14 protein-coding genes and 4 tRNA genes are annotated in these 19,908 nt (G+C 39.1%); 6 read left to right on the top strand and 12 right to left on the bottom strand.

Going from position 1 to position 19,908, the window contains the following annotated elements; all coding sequences use genetic code 11:
- Positions 1-204: 204 nt before the first annotated feature.
- From B3600_RS20860 to B3600_RS20845, 4 genes are all read right to left on the bottom strand, one after another.
- Positions 205-288 (bottom strand) — tRNA-Leu (locus B3600_RS20860).
- Between the two features lie 74 nt (positions 289-362).
- The gene (locus tag B3600_RS20855; protein WP_115047823.1) at positions 363-1,241 is read right to left on the bottom strand and encodes an exopolyphosphatase; all 879 of its coding nucleotides are present in this window, start codon (positions 1,239-1,241) and stop codon (positions 363-365) included.
- A 364-nt stretch (positions 1,242-1,605) separates the two neighbouring features.
- The gene (locus B3600_RS20850) at positions 1,606-2,148 is read right to left on the bottom strand and encodes a hypothetical protein (protein ID WP_070570475.1); all 543 of its coding nucleotides are present in this window, start codon (positions 2,146-2,148) and stop codon (positions 1,606-1,608) included.
- Positions 2,149-2,223: 75 nt separating this feature from the next.
- Positions 2,224-4,800 carry a phosphoenolpyruvate carboxylase gene (locus B3600_RS20845; protein ID WP_070570474.1) on the bottom strand — a complete coding sequence of 859 codons (2,577 nt, stop codon included), beginning with the start codon at positions 4,798-4,800 and terminating at the stop codon, positions 2,224-2,226.
- A gap of 385 nt (positions 4,801-5,185) precedes the next feature.
- On the opposite strand from B3600_RS20845, the gene B3600_RS20840 reads away from it, so the two are divergent.
- Positions 5,186-7,378, top strand: a complete 2,193-nt coding sequence (locus B3600_RS20840) for an FUSC family protein (RefSeq protein WP_286754275.1) — start codon at positions 5,186-5,188, stop codon at positions 7,376-7,378.
- A 31-nt stretch (positions 7,379-7,409) separates the two neighbouring features.
- Positions 7,410-8,390 carry a YpdA family putative bacillithiol disulfide reductase gene (locus tag B3600_RS20835; RefSeq protein ID WP_286754274.1) on the top strand — a complete coding sequence of 327 codons (981 nt, stop codon included), beginning with the start codon at positions 7,410-7,412 and terminating at the stop codon, positions 8,388-8,390.
- On the opposite strand, the gene B3600_RS20830 is transcribed toward B3600_RS20835, so the two are convergent.
- On the bottom strand, positions 8,383-9,000 hold the full coding sequence (locus B3600_RS20830; protein ID WP_112374184.1) for a TetR/AcrR family transcriptional regulator: 618 nt from the start codon (positions 8,998-9,000) through the stop codon (positions 8,383-8,385). The two genes, B3600_RS20835 and B3600_RS20830, sit on opposite strands and share 8 nt — an antisense overlap.
- A gap of 104 nt (positions 9,001-9,104) precedes the next feature.
- Between B3600_RS20830 and murB the strand changes: the two genes are divergently transcribed.
- From murB to B3600_RS20815, 3 genes are all read left to right on the top strand, one after another.
- Positions 9,105-10,121: a UDP-N-acetylmuramate dehydrogenase gene (gene murB / locus B3600_RS20825; protein ID WP_286754273.1), complete on the top strand. Its 1,017-nt coding sequence runs from the start codon at positions 9,105-9,107 to the stop codon at positions 10,119-10,121.
- Positions 10,122-10,382: 261 nt separating this feature from the next.
- Positions 10,383-10,892, top strand: a complete 510-nt coding sequence (locus B3600_RS20820; RefSeq protein ID WP_046671910.1) for an RNA polymerase sigma factor — start codon at positions 10,383-10,385, stop codon at positions 10,890-10,892.
- 31 nt (positions 10,893-10,923) lie between these two features.
- Complete coding sequence (locus tag B3600_RS20815; RefSeq protein WP_112374185.1) at positions 10,924-11,169, top strand: cytochrome b5 domain-containing protein; 246 nt, start codon at positions 10,924-10,926, stop codon at positions 11,167-11,169.
- On the opposite strand, the gene B3600_RS20810 is transcribed toward B3600_RS20815, so the two are convergent.
- The 5 genes from B3600_RS20810 to mgtE all read right to left on the bottom strand — a co-directional run bounded on the left by B3600_RS20810 (position 11,170) and on the right by mgtE (position 14,125).
- Positions 11,170-12,084, bottom strand: a complete 915-nt coding sequence (locus B3600_RS20810; RefSeq protein WP_070570461.1) for a PfkB family carbohydrate kinase — start codon at positions 12,082-12,084, stop codon at positions 11,170-11,172. It lies immediately after the preceding gene.
- A 57-nt stretch (positions 12,085-12,141) separates the two neighbouring features.
- A tRNA-Asn gene (locus B3600_RS20805) sits at positions 12,142-12,215 on the bottom strand.
- 88 nt (positions 12,216-12,303) lie between these two features.
- Positions 12,304-12,377: transfer RNA gene (locus tag B3600_RS20800), tRNA-Asn, on the bottom strand.
- 50 nt (positions 12,378-12,427) lie between these two features.
- Positions 12,428-12,501: transfer RNA gene (locus B3600_RS20795), tRNA-Asn, on the bottom strand.
- Positions 12,502-12,748: 247 nt separating this feature from the next.
- The gene (mgtE, locus tag B3600_RS20790; protein WP_286754272.1) at positions 12,749-14,125 is read right to left on the bottom strand and encodes a magnesium transporter; all 1,377 of its coding nucleotides are present in this window, start codon (positions 14,123-14,125) and stop codon (positions 12,749-12,751) included.
- Between the two features lie 807 nt (positions 14,126-14,932).
- Here mgtE and B3600_RS20785 point away from each other — a divergent pair.
- Positions 14,933-17,620, top strand: a complete 2,688-nt coding sequence (locus B3600_RS20785) for a hypothetical protein (protein ID WP_286754271.1) — start codon at positions 14,933-14,935, stop codon at positions 17,618-17,620.
- A gap of 11 nt (positions 17,621-17,631) precedes the next feature.
- On the opposite strand, the gene B3600_RS20780 is transcribed toward B3600_RS20785, so the two are convergent.
- Positions 17,632-18,501 (bottom strand): endonuclease/exonuclease/phosphatase family protein, encoded by an 870-nt coding sequence (locus B3600_RS20780; protein WP_286754270.1) that lies wholly within the window; start codon positions 18,499-18,501, stop codon positions 17,632-17,634.
- Between the two features lie 163 nt (positions 18,502-18,664).
- Positions 18,665-19,855: a phosphoglycerate kinase gene (locus B3600_RS20775; RefSeq protein ID WP_070570453.1), complete on the bottom strand. Its 1,191-nt coding sequence runs from the start codon at positions 19,853-19,855 to the stop codon at positions 18,665-18,667.
- Positions 19,856-19,908 lie beyond the last annotated feature (53 nt).

Raw genomic sequence — 19,908 nt, 5'->3', positions numbered from 1 at the left:
ATCTTTAGTTTCTTAACGCGTATTTTATATTCATTCAATGTTTGAAAAGCGGGAAACAAATAAGGCTTTATTATTCTCAAATTTATCATATGCCTTCAGCTTGATCCCAAAAAATCGAACTGTGCTCAATTGCCCCTATGATCTGAGTGACAATATTTTTGTTCATAAAAAAAGGAGACAACTATTGACTAGTGTCTCCTTAAGTGCCCAGGAGCAGATTCGAACTGCCACGCCCATGCGAGCGCCACCCCCTCAAGATGGTGCGTCTACCAATTTCGCCACCTGGGCTCATATTCACCTTTGGTATCACAAAAATAAAGATTTTTCGCTCTTTTACAAGTCGAAAATCGCTTTTTACAGCATTATTTTACTAAATTCCTATTGATCAAGGTTCTAATTACACCGTCGACAAGCCCAACCCTTGGAACAATGATTTGTTTTAGACGACCATGCTTCATAATCGTTAGAAAAATCTCACTCGCAGGAATAATGACATCGGCACGATCTTCGTTTAAACCCAATAAGATAATGCGTTCTTTCAAAGAAAATGAAGATAAATGCTCATACACGGCTTTTAATTTAGCATAGGATAATGGTTTATCCAATTTTTCATTGGAAAGGCGCGCAAGCTTATTAATATTGCCGCCAGTACCAATACCAACCACTTGCTTATACATATGCGTATTGCTACGTACCCATTCCCTCAGTTCATCCCAGGTTTCTGCCTTGTCCTGATTGTCGAGGATACGGATTGTGCCCAAATTGAAGGACCTGGAATTAACCAAAACACCATTGGCAAATAACGATAATTCTGTACTACCCCCACCTACATCAATGTAAAGGTAAACTTTGTCCTTTTCCATCTTATTATCCCAATGGCTATTGTAAATAATCTCTGCCTCCTTTGCCCCTTCTATAATATCGATGTTGATACCGTTTTTCTTGACCTCCGCAACAATATCAGCGCCATTTCGTGCATCACGCATGGCCGAAGTCGCGCAGGCCATATAATCCTCCACGTTATAAACATCCATCAACTCCCGAAAGGCCTTCATCGTTTTAACCAAACTCTCGGCTTTCCTAGGTGAAATTTCCTGATGAATAAACGCATCATCCCCCAAACGAAGTGGAACACGTAACAGTGTATTTTTCTTAAAATTATATTGGTCTTTCTGTCCAATAATGTCAGCTATCAAAAGACGGACTGCATTGGAACCTATATCTATTGCGGCGTATCTCACTTTATATACGATTTCATTAAATTACGCTAAAATAAACACAGTTATTAAAAACTGTGTTATATAAATGTTAAGTTATCATTAATTTAACAAATAACAAACGATTATTCCAGGGAATTCTTGTGTACACAACACTGATATGTCTTACAATAACTAAAATTTCCATTTTATCAAGAATACAAACTCATTTCCTGCCAAAATCATCTCGCTGGCAATCAACTGAGTCGGAATACAGATAGCACATCCTATCGAAACTCAGTACCTATCACAATTCCATGCAGAAAATCTAGTATTGTCAACAAAAAAATCATAAAAAAAGGAATATTCATCTTAATGAATACTCCTTTCCTTTTATTTATCTTATTTCTTAGTGATGGTGTTCTTCAACTTTACCGCCAGCTAATTTGTAGATCTCTTCCACTTTTTTCAAAGACTCCTCCGAAAGGTGAATAACATCCTTGTTTGTATTGTGCTCTTCATGAGACAATCTAGTATTGATCTCACCTTGTTTTTCAACCACTAGCGCTAAAAATGCTTTATCATTGAATGCCGCTGTACTGTCCGAACCAATTGAAGCAGGAACTTGAAATGCAGGCACGCCACGTTGCGCATCGCCAACATGCAATTCTTTTGCTAAATTGTCCAATTCTGGTAACACTGTTGCGTAAGCTTCTTTAATCTTTGCAGCTACATTTTTCACCTCTGCTGAGGTAGATTGTTTTGCAGCTACATCAGCAAGATTTACCAAGTAGTTTCCATTTTCGCCAACGAATTTAATCATTGCAAAGGCATCACCATCCGCTAAGGATGCATTAGAGTATTGACGCTGTCTATCTGCAGCTGTTTGACCACAAGATGCAAATAATGTACCCGCACAAGCCGCAACAATAAATAACTTATTAATCTTCATATCAATTTTGTTAACTATACAAAAGTAGATAAAATATATGTTCTCCGAAACCCTATCCGTGAAAAGAAAGAAAAATTACGCAACATTTCTTCCGGCATTCACCACGCCAAAGATTGTACGCGCTATTAATTTCGAATAATCTTCACGTTGTGCATCAGTCAGCTGATCCGAATTCAATGCACGAATCGCAAAATGCTGTATAACCAATAACGGTAATACAATTCCCTCGCGCGCTAAAATAGACTCACGATCCACAGGATAGTTTTCCATCAATTTTGAGGTTCCGCTTAGTTTTAACAAATATTCTTTTGTTATTTGGTACTCGGCATACAAAGTTTTCCAAAAATCACCATAAATAGGATCATCTTTCATGTATGCTGTAATATCAAAGTTGGACTTTGTCATCGACATCATACAATTGTCGATCAATGTTTGGAAAAATCCAGATGACACATACAATTGCTGCACGTCTTTCCAAAGGTTATTTTTTTCAGCCCATTGCAATGCTGTTCCGACACCATAAAACCCAGGAATATTTTGTTTCAGCTGGCTCCATGAAGTTACGAAACTAATCGCCCGCAAATCTTCCAATCGCAATTCACGGCCTGAGTTACGTTTTACAGGTCTACTTGAAATATTGATCGACGATAGCGCTTTCAATGGCGACATCGTTTCCAGATAAGGTAAAAACAATTCATTCGTCCGTAGATCCATAAACTTATGATGACTCAGCTCAGCCAGCTTATCAATGATCTCCTGTTGATGTTTGGTTAAGGTATCGCCTACGCGTTGTTTCAAATCTGAAATAATTCCAGCGTGCAACAATTGCTCTATATTAAATCGTGCCGTATCTAAAGAACCATACTGACTACTGATTGTTTGTCCTTGAATCGTCAATTGAATATGATCGTTGGCAATCTCTTTACCCATCGATGCATAAAAACGCTGTGTCTTACCACCGCCACGTGCCGGAGGTCCACCACGACCGTCAAAAAACACCAAATCGACATCGTACTCGCGAGATATCGCCGTAAGTTCGATTTTTGCACGATAAATCGACCAGTTCGCCATCAAGTATCCACCGTCTTTGGTACTATCTGAATAGCCCAACATAATGGTCTGTTTGTTTCCTCTACGCTTCAAATGCGCTTTATACTCCTTGTTACTATACAAGGTTTTCATCACATCTGCTGCTCTCGTCAAATCATCAACGGTCTCAAACAAGGGTACAAAATCGATCGTTAAAGCATCCTTCTTCCATCCAGACCACAAGAATAACTGACGCAGTCCCAAAATATCACTTGCCTGTTGGCAATTGCTGATGATAAAGCGTTGCGCAGCTCGCTCAGAACCGGAACGTTGAATCTCCTTTAACAATTTGATCACACCAGATGTATCTTTCGTCAACGGATCTGCATCTTCTCCCACCGTTAAGTCAAGTTCTTTGAATTTTAATGCTTTTTGCTTATCATTTTCACTGAGCTCCAGATAATCCAATGGCATTCCAGTCTTTTCCTGATTGTGCTGAATCAGATAATTGGTAGCCTCACGTAATATCCGACTGTCTTGTCTGATATCCAATGTGGTAAAGAAACAACCAAAAGTCATCACTTTGCGGAGTAAGTCATCAACGATTTCTACAAAAAGTCCATTGTGATATTCCTCCAAAACATTTTTGATTGCTTTCAGATTTGTGATAATATTATCAGTTTCGTCTGCTGGATGTTCGACCGGATTAAAACTGTTTTCGTAGAACAATGTTTGGAGATTTTCCATATATTCCTCTACACCTCTAAATGTGATGCGCCGTCTAACAATACGAAAATCCCTATAGTAACATCTAAACAAAATGGTACGTAGCAATGCGGCAACTTTCTTGGTGCTATCAACACTTACGTTGGGATTACCATCACGGTCACCTCCAGGCCAAAAGCCCAGTTCAATCAATTGTTTGACTTCTTCGGTATCCACGTCCAATTCATCATCAATAAAAGACTGAATTTCCGATGCTACTTTATAAAATACGTTTTCCAAAAACCAAGCTAAGCTCGCAGCCTCATCAACTGGAGTCGGTTTATTTTTATTGATGAAAGGCGTTTTACCCAGTTGCTGTAGCAATAAATGTATACTATGGATATCATTGGTCTTGATTGCATCGATCAGGTCGTTGATAATACCCAATACTGGTCCCGGATAGAATTGCGTAGGATGTGCAGTCAACACAAGACGTACAGAAAAATCCTTCAATTTTGACACGATCTTACGGCGCATATCATCGCTGCCTTCGGCATTTTTTATTAATGCCCCCAAGACATTTTCGTCATCGCCACGGCCCACCATCTGAAAGGATGAGTCTTCGATCGCATCAAATAAAACAACCTGACGCTCTATATATTGAACAAATCGAAACAACAAATCAATCCGTTGTTCTTCCGAAGAAAATTCTTCATGCTGATCGAAGAAACTTTTTATGATCTCATCAGGAGTTAAATGCTGATCCACACCCTTTTCACATTGCTTTGCAAAAAATGGTAATAAAGTACCTGTATCTTTAACACGTTGAAATGGCAATGTTAAAAACAAACTTTTGAAAAGCTCAAAGCGTGTCAATACCTCGTCCTGAAAGACGGCTTCATTTTTACTTTGCTTCATATTTAAATCTTTGAAAGTGGTCAAGAGAGTTTAGGTGACTCTTGAAAATTTGTAATGTCTCTGAAATAACCCTATGGCTCCAAATATAACAATATTATAGCTAAACAAATAAAAAAATATAAATTAATCAAAAAAACAATTGAAATATTATAAACATACTAACAAATTTTAGTAAATTTTCATTTTTAACACATTAATGCAATGCAGTATAGCAACGAAGACCTTGAGAACCTGATCCTGTTAAGCCCCGCTACAAAATGAACCATCCCTGATCTGACAGGAACGGAACAGCTATCTCGCTTTCATCCGTACTAAAAAGGGCAAACATAGCCGAACAATTGTTTTTAATATGAAAAGCAATTTATCTAAGTTTGTACTATACATTATGAAACAGACACAAGAAATAAAAAGTTTTTTCTATAGCCAATATTTTGCGGATGGACTCCGAATTACCATCGGATGTATTGTGCCTGTCCTAATCTTTGCAACTATCGGGCAATTTACCAATGGAACCATTGTTTCCCTGGGAGCGCTCTTGGTAGGTCTCTCCGATACGCCCGGAGCACCTAGCCATAGAAGGAAAGGCATGATTGCGGGTGCGATTTTGACTACGTTAACTTTTATTTTAACCAATATAGTTAATCAAAATGTCTATCTACTGGCGATTTTTATCGGCGTAGCCTGCTTTATATTTGCCATGTTTGCAGTATTCAATAGCAGGGCCGCCAACGTAGGCCTTATGTGTATTCTGATGATGTTGATCCATGTGCAGATTCACTATCCTCTTGCTGAAGCCATCAACTATTTAGGCTTCTATACATTAGGTGGTCTATGGTATATCGCCATTAGTCTTTCCATCACCCAGGCACGCCCTTACAGGCTCGCCGAACAGGAGCTATCCGAAACAATTCGCTATGTGGCTGATTACATCCGGCTGAAAGCTAATTTTTACGATGCTAAAATTGATAATGATAAAAACTACCTCAAACTGATCGACAAACAAGTTGAAGTCAATCAGCATCAGGAAAACCTACGGGATGTATTGTTTCAAAGTAAACGATCAATTAAAGACACCACAAAGGTGGGACGTTATTTAACCCTCGTCTTCAACGATATTGTCGATCTCTTTGAGCAAAGTATGGCGGCACACTATGATTACAACACCATCAGCGAACGCTTTGGTCCTACCGGAATCTTGGAAGATTTCAAAAACGTGATCCTAAAATATACCAATGAGCTTGACAATTTGGCTTATCAGCTCAATACCAATACACAGCCAAAACCACTGTACGATTTCGATTCGGATCTCAGTCGCCTTCACACTAAAATCGATCAGCTGGATAAAAATCAAGAGTATAGCACCTTTGCTTTACGCAAAGTGTTGATCAATTTGCGTGATTTGGTTCGCCGAATCAAAAATATCTATGGTTACTCGCATCTACAACCGGACGATGTCAAACGAAAAGAAATTGACGACGCAAAACGCTTTGTCCAAAGTTCTGCAATTGATTTCAAAAAGTTCCGCGAAAATCTTACCCTAAAATCCACCATCTTTCGACATGCGTGCCGCATGGCAATTGTCATGTCGGTCACTTATTACGTGTTTGAGGTCACCAATATCACGAATAATGTATACTGGATCCTCCTGACTATCATGGTTATCCTAAAGCCCGGCTTCGGGCTCACAAAGGAGAGGAATATCCAGCGTCTAATCGGTACAACGATCGGTGGGCTCATCGGAGCCCTCATCCTGTTAACCATTCATGACCCAACGATCCTTTTCGTTCTACTGGTATTCTTTTTTCTGACGGCATATAGCTTATTCCGGGTCAATTATGTCATTGCCGTACTTTTTATGACCCCTTATGTATTAATTATGCTGAGCTTCGTCAGCGCCAATACATTGGACGTCACCAAAGAACGCATACTGGACACCTTTATCGGCGGCATGATTGCATTCTTATCCAGTTATATTATTTTTCCAAATTGGGAAAGCATGCAAGTCAAGGAATCCATGCGAAAGCTGCTGATAGCCAACTACAATTACATCTTTCAGGCATTGAAAGAAATTGCAGGCCAAGCGCCTTCCATCACCGACTATAAACTAACACGCAAGGCAGTCTACGTGGAAACAGCCAATATGGGGTCGACATTCCAACGTATGCTTACGGAACCCAAGAAACGTCAAAAATATAGTAAGGAAGTCAACAAATTCGTCATATTCAACCATATTCTAGCTTCTTTTTCGGTGACATTGATGAACCATCTCGACGAAATGGACAATAATTATATCAATAAGGACCATGTCCGGACGATTCGAAAAATATTAAGCTCCTTGGAGCAATCCATTCAGCTGCTGCATTCTGCCGATAGTGTCAATGCATTTGTTCCTTTGGCAATCGAAATTCCAAACAACCAATTTGATAATACAGATGTCAGTTCAGTTGATGGACAGTTATTGAGCGAACAGCTGGACTTTCTCAATAAAATTGCACAGGACCTCCATAAAATAGTTCAGGATCTTCACGCTAAAAGCACAGCAATGTCAGAAAATGAACTGCCTAAAGCTTTAAGCTGATTTATTCTTTAAAATTCTCGACATTTATACCATGAGCGATACGACAACACGGTACGACCTGATCATAGTTGGCGGCGGGCCAATTGGCTTAGCTTGCGCCTTAGAAGCCAAAGAAGCAAATTTAAACTACCTTATTCTCGAAAAGGGCTGTTTGGTCAACTCATTATATAATTACCCCCAAAATATGACCTTCTTCTCTTCCTCCGAAAGATTAGAAATAGGTGATATTCCATTTGTCACCACCAATCCCAAGCCAAAACGCATGGAGGCGCTGGAATATTACAGACGTATACAGCAAAAGTTCGCACTGGATACCCATCTTTTTGAAGAAGTACTGGAAATTAAGAAAGAGGACACGGAGTTTCTGGTCAGCAGTAGCAAAAGCATATACCTGAGCAAGAAAGTCATCATCGCCACGGGTTTTTATGACATACCGATGTTGCTCAATATCCCGGGCGAAGAACTTCCCAAAGTGAGGCATTACTACGACGATCCACATTATTATAGCAGCCAAAAGGTGATCGTTGTCGGCGCCAGTAATTCATCCATTGATGCCGCCCTTGAAACCTACCGAAAAGGAGCACAAGTTTCTTTGGTAATCCGCGGTAGCGAAATCAGCCGCCGGGTAAAATATTGGGTAAAACCTGATATTGAAAATCGAATTGCCGCGGGTGAAATCGATGTCTATTATAACAGCCACTTAACAGAAGTTACTCCAACTACTGCGCATATCCAAACCCCAGATGGTATCGTCGAACTCGATAATGATTTTGTACTGGCTTTAACCGGCTATCGCCCAAATTTTGATTTTTTGAAAAAGATCGGAATTGATATTCCCCAAGAAGCACCTTGCATTCCCAGCCATAATGAAGAAACAATGGAAACAAATATTGCTGGGATTTATTTGGCAGGTGTCGTTTGCGGTGGCTTAAATACCCACCTTTGGTTTATTGAAAATTCACGAATTCATGCCAAACAGATTATCGGACATATTCGCTCAACACTTACTTGAAGACTTGAAAACGTAAGCCATTTAAGAAGATTTTCATCATTTTCTTCTGTAAACTGAGAATATGATCGAATTCTTCTTTTGTTGGGAACAACATGTTTTTCATATCCTTTAATATGCCCATACGCATACCGAATAGTGAATACAAAAGAATCCGCGCAGTTTCATTGATATCTTCCACCTGTATCTCGCCGGCATCGATACCAATCTTGAGAATCTTCTCAATAATTTCTACCTCACGGAGATAAGACTCTTTGAACACCTGTTCCAGCTCGTCCGGAAGCTCTTTGACCATCTTCATGGTGTATTCAAATAAATTATAATACTGATTGATGATCTTGACACGCATATCAATGGAGTACATCATAATCTCCTCAAAGTCTCCCCCTTTTCCAATGACATCCTCAAGGTCCTCGATCATTTTGTCGATGACATATTCGAAAACCGCAGAATATAAGCTATTCTTATCCGGAAAATAATAATACAGCAATGCTTTTGAAAAATTGAGATCCTTGGCTATTTCCGACATCGTTGTCTTAGCCATTCCAAAATGTGCAAAGCGCCTTGTCGCAGCTTCTAGAATTTTGATTCTTTTTACATCTGCATTACCCATTAAACTTATATTTTTTATCGTTAAATAAACGGTTTATACTATCTTTACCGATTATCATGCTAAAGATAGCTGATTTTTTTGAATTTCTGAAAACTAAAGTCAACATGAAGTTAAACATTCAATCGAATATATCTTTAAAAGCTTTCAATACGTTTGGAATTGAAGAAAAGACAAATTTTCTAATCGAAGTGAATGACAATGAAACATTGACCGAAATTTTTAAAAATGGTATTTTTAAGGAGAACTTCTTTGTTCTTGGCGCAGGTAGCAATGTCCTTTTCACCAAAGCATTCGACGGCTATATTATTCGTATGACGAGCAAGGGCATACAGTCAAAAATTGATGGCGATGATGTCTATGTCACAGCGCAAGCGGGAGAAATCTGGAATGACTTCGTTTGGTATTGTATCGAACATAATTACGCGGGTATTGAAAACATGGCCCTCATTCCTGGCACTGTTGGTGCTTCACCTGTGCAAAACATCGGTGCCTATGGTACCGAGTTGATGTATGTTTTTCACGAATGTCAGGCTTTCGATACGCATACCGGTAACTTTGCGACCTTCAAAAAAGAAGATTGCGATTTCTCCTATCGCGACAGTATCTTTAAAACAGCACACAAAGGGCGTTTTATCATTACTCAGGTCACTTATAAGCTAAGTCAAACAGCTCATATCAATACAACTTATGGTGCAATTGAAGCCGAACTCGCCAAAGAAAACATAACAAACCCGAGCATTGCCGACATTGCAACCATTGTCTCCAAAATCCGCGTAGAAAAGCTTCCTGACCCAAGTACAGTGGGAAATGCAGGTAGCTTCTTTAAAAACCCTGTAGTGACAGCATCAACTTTTGGACCTCTTCAGAAAGAATACCCTACAATACCGCATTATCCAATGCCCAATAATGAAACAAAATTGGCTGCTGGATGGTTAATAGAACAATGTGGTTGGAAAGGAAAAGAATATGGACAAGCAGGTGTATGGAAAAATCAGGCACTTGTACTAATAAATAGACAAAACGCTACAGGACAGGAAATTTACAATCTATCGGAACAAATTATAAGTGATGTAGCCAACAAATTTGGCATCAATCTAGAGCGTGAAGTTAATTTACTGTAAAGATTTAAAAAAAGTATTTTTACTCTTTTTAAATCTGAAAGCAAAAGAAAAACAGGCTTCACTTTAGCTAAACATCACTTTGAGCTAATTTTATTTACTTAAAGTTAGCTTACGCACACGTTTGCTTTGCTTAAAATAATCTTAAAATTATATTAACAAATCTAATTTTGCCATTTTTGGCGCATTTTTTGCCTCATACTTAATGAACCGCATTTATAAACGTACTGTTTTGTAAAAAGAACAGTTATAATTCATTAAGCTATGACAAAGAATGAATTTGACACCATGGTTATTGAGCAATCGGACTCATTAAAACTCTACGCCAGAAATTTTACCAGTGATTACGAAGATGCCAACGATCTCGTTCAGGACACAATCCTGAAAGCTGTAACCTATTTTAAAAATTTCAAAGAAGGAACCAATTTGAAAGGATGGCTTTACACCATCATGAAAAATACGTTTATTAACAACTATAGACGTATTGTGAAAACCAACTCTTTCATTACGAAAGACGAGGATATTTCTAACGCTAACCTCCTATTATCCGCTTCCTCAAATCAGGGCGAAAGCAAATTTGTCATGGAAGACATCCATGAAGCTTTATCTAGTCTTTCCGAAGAATATTACATCCCTTTTTCATTGTACTTCGAAGGTTTTAAATACCACGAGATATCGGAACATTTAAATATCCCCATCGGAACGGTAAAAACAAGAATACATGTCGCTAGAAAATTAATGAAGAGATCACTATCGGCCTATAAAGTAGCTTAGTTTTTCTATCTTCGCCTTTTTACAATGACGAATGGCAGAAGAATTATCGGAATACAGCAAAAGCCAACTGGCTTTACGTAATGGTCAGGACAAACCACAGATCTGGGTTGCTTATCGCGGACTTATCTATGATGTCGGAGAAAGTAGACTGTGGAAAAACGGAATGCACTACGAACATTGGGCCGGACAAGATCTAACTGAGGAGCTCCAAGAAGCCCCTCATTCAGCATCTGTATTTTCAAAATTTCAGATCGTCGGAAAACTGAAAGATCAATGATTATAAATTAAACTGAGATAGGGCAACAAAAGCATTCAAACGCTTTTGTATGTCCTCTTCGGTAAGATCAACCAACCGATCTGTTCCAAATTTCTCTACACAGAATGAAGCTAGCGCAGAACCAAAAATCAATGCGTTCTTCATGTTTGTAAAGTTGATACTTTTTACTTTGGCAAGATAGCCAATAAAACCTCCAGCAAAGGAATCTCCCGCACCAGTTGGATCAAAAACATCTGCTAATGGTAGCGCCGGAGCAGAAAAAATCTGATTCTCTCCAAAAAGAAGCGCACCGTGTTCACCTTTTTTGATAATTAAATATTTAGGTCCCATTGCTAAAATGACTTTTGCAGCTTTAACCAGCGAATACTCTCCAGAAAGTTGCCTTGCCTCTGAATCATTGATGGCTAAAACATCAACCTTGAGAAGCACTTTTCTTAAGTCATCCATGGCAACATTCATCCAGTAGTTCATGGTATCCAGAACAACCAACTTAGGCTTGTGTGCCAAGCGCTCCAACGTAGTCAATTGTATTTGAGGCGTAAGATTGCCCAAGAGAAGATACTCGCAATCCTGGTAACTTTCAGGAATAATAGGATCAAAATCAGCCAATACATTTAAGTCTGTCGCCAAGGTATCACGGCTATTCATATCGTTATGATATCTGCCAGACCAAGAAAAAGTTTGCCCACCAGTAATCACCTGAACACCCGTAACATCTATACCACGGCTCCTGATAAGATCGAGATTATCATTTCCAAAATCCTCTCCAACAACACTGACCAATTTAATTTGATCACATAGATATGACGCCGCTAGACTCGCAAATGTACCGGCACCACCTAGAATTTTGTCAGTTTTACCGAACGGTGTTTCTATTGTATCGAAAGCCACCGTACCAATAATTACTAAACTCATAGTTTTTTAATAAGCATGGTAAACAAAAAAACCGGCATAAAGCCGGTTTCAATATTGCTCCTGAAGCTGGGCTCGAACCAGCGACCCTCTGATTAACAGTCAGATGCTCTAACCTGCTGAGCTATTCAGGAATTTATTTTTCGAGAAATTCCTTTCTCATAGAGTGTACAAAAGTAGTACATTTTAATATCATTTGCAAATAAAATATTTGCATTGTTGCTCCTGAAGCTGGGCTCGAACCAGCGACCCTCTGATTAACAGTCAGATGCTCTAACCGGCTGAGCTATTCAGGAATGAAAAATTGAATATTTTAAAAACTCCGGTTATGTAAGTTATTAAATTGCTCCTGAAGCTGGGCTCGAACCAGCGACCCTCTGATTAACAGTCAGATGCTCTAACCTGCTGAGCTATTCAGGAGTGTTTTTCAATTTTTCCGGAGACCCTATTGCGTTTCCGTGATGCAAGTATCGGAAGATTATTAGAATACTACAAATTTTTTGAGCACATTTTTTACAACTTCCTAAATTCCAATTAGAATAATTTATTTTTATTTTTTCAAACAGCTCCACAAAATCCCCTTTTCAGCACTTAAACCAACATTATCCTTCTTTTAGCTTCAATCGCCATCAGCGGATGAACGACCAGTATCGGCAATTGCGTACGATTAAAGCAACACACCTTTCAAAATTAGCGTTGCCACACTAAAATAAATCAGCAAACCTGTTACATCGACTAATGTCGACACAAAGGGCGCTGAAGAACTCGCAGGGTCGGCCCCAAGTCGTTTCATCACAAAAGGCAACATAGACCCCATCAACGACCCCCAAAGGACCACACCAACCAAGGACAAAGAGATAACTAATGCAACCAACACCCAATACTGACCATAGCTATGCGCAAAAGATTGCCATGCCATAATCCTTATAAAGCCCAAAGCCCCCAAAATAAGTCCCAGCAGTAAACCCGACAGAATCTCTCTTCGCATCACACGCCACCAGTCACCCAAGGTAACTTCCCCCAGGGCCATCGCTTGAATAATTAATGTTGAGGCTTGCGAACCGCTATTCCCACCACTGGATATAATAACAGGCATCAGTGCAAACAACATAATCGCACTTGCCATTTGCTCCTCGAAATGCTCAATAACCGTAGCGGTCAAAAGTTGTCCCAGAAAAAGCACAATAAGCCATCCAGCTCTCTTCTTCACCAAGTTCTTAATCGACACATCCAGATAAGGTTCATCCAACGCCTCCGTTCCTCCGATACGTTGCATATCTTCCGTGTACTCCTCGTTTGCTACCCAAAGAATATCATCGACAGTCACAATCCCCAACATAACCCCCTGTTCGTCGACAACAGGCAAGGCCACGCGATTATTCATCCGGAAGATGTTGATCGCTTCCTCCTGGGGATCGTAAGCATTCAGCGAGATCAGCCGATGATCGATCAAATCTCCAACGACTCTATCTGGCTCCGCCATCAGCACATCTTTAATCCGAATATCATCAACCAGCTTACCATTTCCATCAATCACATACAATACATCTATCGTTTCCGAATCTCTTCCATAACGCCTAATATGCCCCAATATCCGTTCAATACTCCAATGTTCTTTTACGGTAATATAATCAGGTGTCATTAGGCGCCCAACGCTGTCTTCCGGATAGCCCAGCAAAGCCAATGCTTCAACACGATCTTTGGGTGGCAACAGTAAAATTAAATGCTTAATATCGTCCTTCATTTCTGAAAAAAAAGAAGTCCGATCATCGGGAGGTAACTCGTTAATTAGTGCGCTAATTTTTGCTTTAGAAAGCTTCTTAAAAATCCTGTTTTGAGTAGGGAAATCCAGAATACGAAAAACGTTAACTGCGCGATTCAAATTTAACGATTCAATAAATAGTGAACCATGTTCGGGCAACTCATCAATCAGCTCCTCAACTTCTGAAATATTTAATTCATTCAAAAATTCTTCCAGCCCAACAAGATCTCCACCTGCTATCAATTGCTCTATTTGATTCACCTGCATTTCCAGTTCTTCCATATCTCCTATCAATTTAAAAATCCTACATCTAAACAAAGTTTATATGTTACAAAAATCGCTTTTTTAAAGTAAATTCTGCATAAAAAAATAAATAATAAAAACCTGCAGCCTGTCGCAGTAATTGGGATAAATACCCCGCGTAACGTTCAATGCCCAATTCAAAAACAAGACATTTTGTCATTAGTAAAAAACTAAGGGAAACCATTCTCGCCAACAACTTCAACAGGTCTCTACAAAAGAAAGACGATGAAATTTATCGTCTAATTACCGATCCATTTTTTTTATCCAATAAAATGAATCAGGCCACACCTAACTCGCCAGCATACTCCCGAAAGCAACACCCCATAGTCGTCTGATTTTTCCACAAAAAAAAACAGACAAATTTTCTCGACGCAGTCTTAGAATCGCTAATTATTTAAGTATATTCGTCGTATACTTTAACCTGTTCAATATAGTGCTTTTTTTCAGAACAGCCCAATATCATCAGGTTGTTTTACAGAAAAAAAATAGTAAAAAGAAGTAAATCATAAAAATCATAAAAGCCTATTATTCAAATATAAATAAATTTGAAACAGAAGTTAAAGTTCATATAAACAGGAACAATAAAACTAAAAAAAATAGCAAACACTCGATATACAAAAATTAATGAAACATAAAAACATAATTATCAACATATTATCATTATTATCATTAATAATATATTCACAAAAAAGTTCTGCTCAATTTTTTGAAGACAGCCAAGCGCCCTTAAGCCAAAAATGGTATAAAATTGAAACCAAGAATTTTCAACTAATTTTCCCTGAGGAGATGAAGAGCAAGGCCCCTACCCTAGCTGACCAGGTTAACCGATCGCTGCGTACAACTGCTAGAAATTACAAAATAACACCGCGGAAAATTCCATTCATTATCCATAACACGAATCTACAAACGAATGGTTTTGTACAGCTGTCTCCACGTAAATCTGAACTGTACAGCACCGCAGGCGCAGAACCCGACAACCAGACCTGGCTACCCAATTTGATCCTTCACGAGTCAAGACACGTAAGTCAATTTGACAAATTGACAGGCAAACTACGCGCGCCATTTTTTGAACAATTAGCCCTTGCCTACTACGGACTGACCGTTCCTTCCTGGTATTTTGAAGGCGATGCAACCCTTACAGAAACCATATATTCGGAGGGAGGGCGAGGAAGATTACCCGCTTTTGAAATGCCCATCAAAGCGAACTTTCAATCGAATCACAGCTATAGTTTTAATAAATATTTATTGGGGTCCTATAAAGATATAGTCCCGAGTTACTATACAATCGGCTATCTGATGACCTCCACTTTAAAGTCGGAATTACCTTCGAATTATGAAGCCGACCTCTTTTCGGAGCTGAACAAAAAACCATTATATCCCTATAATATCAATCGTGTTTTAAAGAAAAAAATTGGAGGAAATAGTGCCTACTTATACAATAAAACAATAGCAAATTTAGAGACCATATGGAATAAGAAAACAAGCGACTATCAATACCAGAAATACAAAGAAATAGACAAGAAAAACGACAGCTATTACAACAGCAATTTATTACCAAAACACAAGAACGGTCTGATCTATTTCATTAAGCAGAACCCACAAAAGACCAACGCAATTTACACGTATGATGTGGCAACAAAAACAGAAAATAGGCTCGCTAAAACTGGCATACAGTTAACACCACATTTTGACGTAAACAGCAATTACATCGTATGGGACGAGCTCCATAAAGATCCGCGTTTCAACAAAAGAACATACAGCGTTATCAATGTCATGGATCTCAAAACAGGGAAAATTAGCCAGCTCAGCAAACAGACGAGATATTATTCACCCATTTTAAGCCCATTAGACGAAACCATTGCCTGCGTTGAGGTAGATTTATCCAACGACAGCTATCTAACGCTCATAAGCCTTAAAAACAATAGCATCATCAAACGGATAAAAATAGGCAATTCCGAACAGCTGCAACACCCTGCTTTCAACCCCAAAGGCGATAAAATAATAGCAATACGATTATCCGAATCCGGAACCGCACTGTGTGAAATCGATCTGAAAAATGACAAAATCACCAACCTAACACCTTGGGACAACCAGCAATATGAAAGACCGCAATACCTTTCGGGTATGAAAATCATCACAAAAGCTAACTTCAACGGTATCGATAATATTTACAGCATCGACCTCCTATCTGGGAAGAAACAGCTTTTGACAAAGGCACAATTTGGCGCGTTCAACCCTTTTTACGATAACGATACAAGGCAATTATTCTTCAACGACTACCAGTACAACGGCTACAAGATCGCCCAGACATCTATCGATACCGCATTTGATATCGACCCAGAAACGGATTACTTTTCGCATTATTACGCCACCGCATTGACCAGAGACAGCGTAAAAAATATCGCTGCAGTCTCCGTAGATACTAGTCAGCACTACCAAATTGTACCCTATCGTGGACTGGGCAGAACGTTCAATTTTCATAGTCTTTCGCTAAGTAGCAGCAATTTTGAAAGCTTCGAGAATTTTAAACCCGGAGTCTTCTGGTTATCAAACAACATCTTAAACACCACACAAATTGCTCTGGGGTATGAATATGACACCGACATTCGAAAAGGAGTATACTCGGCAGAACTTACCTACAACAAGTACTTTCCAAAATTCTCGCTACGCTATGAAAACAGAGGGCAAATTGCAGCAGCAAGCATCCCTAACAAACCTGACAGTAGCATCCGTTTCGATTGGCGCGAGCATTATATATCTTCACAGATCTCCATCCCACTCTCCTTTTACAAAAGAGACTACGTCTACTCCACTGGATTCAACCTGGCGACAGCCTATCTACGGCGCTATGACCTTAACCGCACAGACGTCAAGAACTTTAATTATGAGACTGCATTTCCCTTGACCTATCAGCTTTACCTCAATCGAAATGCTCGAATGGCCAATATGGACCTCTACCCAAGATGGGGACAAAATTTTAGTATCACCTACCGACATACGCCTTTTGAAAACAATGCAAAAGGTGAAATTTTATCAGCAAGAACAGTATTCTATCTACCTGGATTTATGAGCAATCACGGTTTTCAAATTAGATTGAGCGCCCAAACAGGATCAGGAATTTATCAATACATCAACGATATCCCTCTTGTGAGTGGATTTAGCTACTACAAATATGAAAAAATAAAAAACACGGTGTTGGTCAACTATCGTTTCCCTATAGCTTATCCCGACCTTGGATTAGGATCTTTAGCCTATATTAAACGTGTAAAAGGAGGAATATTTGCCGATTATCAAAATATACACAAACACAGGGAGATCTCACCAAAAAGCTTTGGAGCCTATCTGTCGCTTGATTTCAATGCTTTCAGATACCCACTTCCAGATTTCGAATTTGTCGTTAAGGGTACCTATATCAATGACAACACGACAACACAACGTGTAGTTCCAACTTTCAGTTTAAACTACACCTATTAAGGATAAACTGCTTAAGGATGAACCGCCCAGTTAAAATTCAGTGCCAAGGCATAATGATCCGATAAGGGCAATCCTTTGACATTGGTGAATAGATTATTCTCTATTTTATAATCCCGGGCAGCAAGACTGAGGTGACTACTGCTCCGATAGAGGATCTTATCGATAGATTCGCTCTGATTGCTGATAGACAACATATGTGGCGGCTTAAACTCATGTCGCACCTCAGGCACTAAGCCTCCATTTTCGAGCTCAACCCAGCTATCAACCAATGTTGTGGAATCCATAAAATCATGCAGGTTATCATCACAAAAACTATAATGTGCATTAAAATCACCCATTACAATAAGTGGCTTACCACTCGAATGCTCTCCAATATAATCACGTAGCTGATTGAGATTATCCCGGCGTGCACTTGAAGCTTTCCTGCTATTTTGTGCATTTGCATGAACATTATAAACATCCAACCAGACTTCAGGAACGATTTCTATCTGAACTAAGGTGAAGCCCTTTGGTGTCAGAAAATCGGCTCCTGTACGTTTCTTCCAGGGCACACGGACAACATCGGTCATCGGAAAATGAGACAGGGTATTGAGACCATCACCAAAGGGAACACGTCCCTTGGTTCTTGTGCGATATGGATGTGAATTACCGCCCCAATATAGACTTCTATTATAATTGAAATCCTCCTGTACATTAACAATGTCAAAAGGATTGATCTTCTTTCCAATTTCAGCAATACTTCTGCTTCTTCCTGTAATCGCAGAGGAAATAATCCCGGGCAACCCCGCTACATTATACGTCAGTACCGAAAAAAAACCAGAACTATCTTTTTCTTTACTCTTATTAGCATCCATCAATATCTGCATATATAACCATGTCATGATAAATTTAGCAAATACAATAAAAACTCACCAGTGCTACACAAACATTTAACAGATAATTGATTTAATCTGACATTACATCCATAGTTTCGTACAAAACATCGATCTTTTTTAATAAAAAAGGGACAACCTATGTTGTCCCTTTCTAAAGATTTGATTTATATTAATCTTCAAGTGCCTTCACCCCTGGAAGAACTTTTCCTTCCATGTATTCCAAAAGCGCACCACCACCTGTACTGACGTAACTTACATCTTCAGTCATACCAAATTTACTTACCGCAGCAGCAGAATCACCACCTCCTATTAAAGAGAATGCCCCATTCTTCGTTGCTTCCACAACAGCATCAGCTACAGCTTTGGTACCCTTTGCAAAGGTATCAAATTCAAAAACACCCATTGGACCGTTCCAAAGAACTGTTTTAGAATTTTTGATGATCGCTGCGAAATTTGCTGCAGACTCCTGACCAATATCCAGACCTTGCAAATCTGCAGGAATTTGATCATTTGGTCCATCATATACATTGGCATCGTTGGAAAATGCATCTGCAATCTGAGCATCCGTAGGAATAACCAAGTTTACACCTTTTTCCTTCGCTTTTTTCACCAACTCATTCGCTAAATCAAGTTTATCGATTTCAACCAATGATTGACCAATTTCACCCCCTCTAGCTTTGATGAACGTATAAGCCATACCTCCACCAATTAAAAGGTTGTCAACTTTATCCAATAAGGCCTCAATTAACTGAATTTTATCAGAAACTTTTGCTCCACCCATGATAGCCGTAAATGGTCTAACCGGATTGTTTAATACTTTTTCTGCATTTCCGACTTCTGCAGCCATCAAGTAACCGCTATATTTAGCTCCTGGAAAAAATTGCGCAACAATTGCTGTCGAAGCATGAGCTCTGTGGGCTGTACCGAAAGCATCGTTCACATAGATATCACCTAATTTTGACAACTTCTCAGCAAATTCAACATCTCCCTTTTCTTCTTCTTTATAGAAGCGTAGGTTTTCTAGCAATAAAACCTGACCAGCTTGTAAAGCTGCCGCTTTTTCTACGGCCTCTGTACCGATACAATCATTGGCAAACTGAACATCAGTACCTAAAACCTGTGAAAGATGAGCAACAATATGTTTTAATGAATACTTATCAGTAGGACCATCTTTTGGCCTTCCTAAATGGGACATCAATATCACGCTTCCACCATCGTTCAAGATCTTCTTTATTGTTGGAGCCGCTCCCTGGATACGATTATCATCCGTAATATTGAAATTTTCATCCAAAGGCACGTTGAAATCCACACGTACCAAGGCTTTTTTACCTGCAAAATTTAAATCGTCTACTGTTTTCATTCTGTAACTTTATTGATTTGGGATTAGGTCGTTTTGTCAAACGAACAGCTAAA

This window comes from Sphingobacterium sp. UBA2480 (genome assembly GCF_002341965.1).
Lineage (GTDB): Bacteria > Bacteroidota > Bacteroidia > Sphingobacteriales > Sphingobacteriaceae > Sphingobacterium > Sphingobacterium multivorum.
Note: the sequence above shows the minus strand (reverse complement) of the source record. Positions and strands in the feature narration are given on the sequence as shown.